The following is a 1328-nucleotide window of genomic DNA, read 5'->3' as shown; positions in this document are numbered from 1 at the left end:
GGAGGGCACAATGGCGCTGTCAGAAGAAGCAGAGGAGCCCGTTGGCTCCTCTGCAAAAAGATCATTTTGTGTATTCATATTATTTAGCTTGTTTTTTCAGGGCCAGACGCTGACGCCGTTCAAAATCCATAATCTGCTGGCGGTCGTGTTCCATGGTCTGCGGGGTTAATGCACTGCGCGCACCGTCGTACACATCGGCACGTAATTTACGCGCAACGACCAGGGCCATTTCCGACATGGCTTCATAGGCTTCCAGCGGCTTTTTCGCCCCCGGCAGGCTCATAAAGAAGCTCAGGCCGCGGAAATGCTGCTGCGCCATGGCGGCCGGGACAAAAATGCCCGGTTCATAACTCTGCGCCACCGAGAACTGAATACAGCCTTCACCGTCAGCCTGCTCAAAACGGTGAAAAATATCTTTTTCGCCAAAGCGCAGATCGCAACTGTTAAACAGAAATAGAACATCTTTGCCGGAAAAACCAGCCGGATCACGGGCAATGGCGTGAATTTCCAGAACCAGCTCCGGAATACCGCGGCTGGCCAGAGATTCGGCATTGGCACCGGCAAAATTCACCGGCTGCAGTGGCAGCTCTGATGGCAGTTTTTCAAATTCCTGCTCAAGGTGCGGATCGTCAATATGCTCAGGGTCTTCAAGCTCTGGCAGATTGTCTTCCTGCGGGTCAGCGCTCACTTCTGCTTCATCGGACACCGGGGTATCTGCTACAGAGCTATTTACCACCGGTTCCACATCCACGCTGTCATCTTCGACCTGCGGCTTAATATCGTCATCGCCCAGCTCTTCGACATCCAGCAACACCGGAAACTGCTCATCCAGATTGACCGGACGGGCTTTGGGAATCAGTGGTGATGGCGGAATATCCAGATCTTCGACCGGATGTTCGCTTCTGGCCTGAGCCGCGCTGGCATGAATTTTCTGGTTATGGCCCAACTGCACGCCGGCATACCCCGGGCTTTTTTCTGCGCTCATATATTCTGCAGGATTAACTTCTGCTGAGTCCTCAGCAGCGGTATTGGCTTCAGCATCAGAATGTTCGGATAAAGACTCAGCCACCGGCGGTTTGGCAACCGGTTTAACAACCACGGCTGATTTCACCACGCGCGCTGGCCCCAGGTCGTCTTCCCAGGGAATAACCGGCTCTTCTTCGGTCGAGAAATTGCCTTCCAGCTCGGTAAATACCGGCTCCTGTGCAGGCTGGCGCGGACGCTCCTGCTCCGCCGCACGCTGCTGTGCCGGACGAAAACCAAGCAGTGCATCATCCTCATAAGCATCCTGCACGGTGCTCTGACCGGCCGCTTTATTAACAACACGA

At 54.4% G+C, this 1328-nt stretch carries 1 protein-coding gene; it reads right to left on the bottom strand.

Translation table 11 applies throughout. The features are described from left to right. Positions 1–79 precede the first annotated feature (79 nt). On the bottom strand, positions 80–1328 hold a 1249-nt coding region (locus B3P58_RS15235; protein WP_286718846.1), incomplete at its 5' end, for a cell division protein ZipA C-terminal FtsZ-binding domain-containing protein.

Source organism: Thalassolituus sp. UBA2009 (assembly GCF_002335285.1).
GTDB lineage: Bacteria > Pseudomonadota > Gammaproteobacteria > Pseudomonadales > Oceanobacteraceae > Venatoribacter > Venatoribacter alkanivorans.
This window is presented reverse-complemented; position numbering and strand designations above follow the sequence as displayed.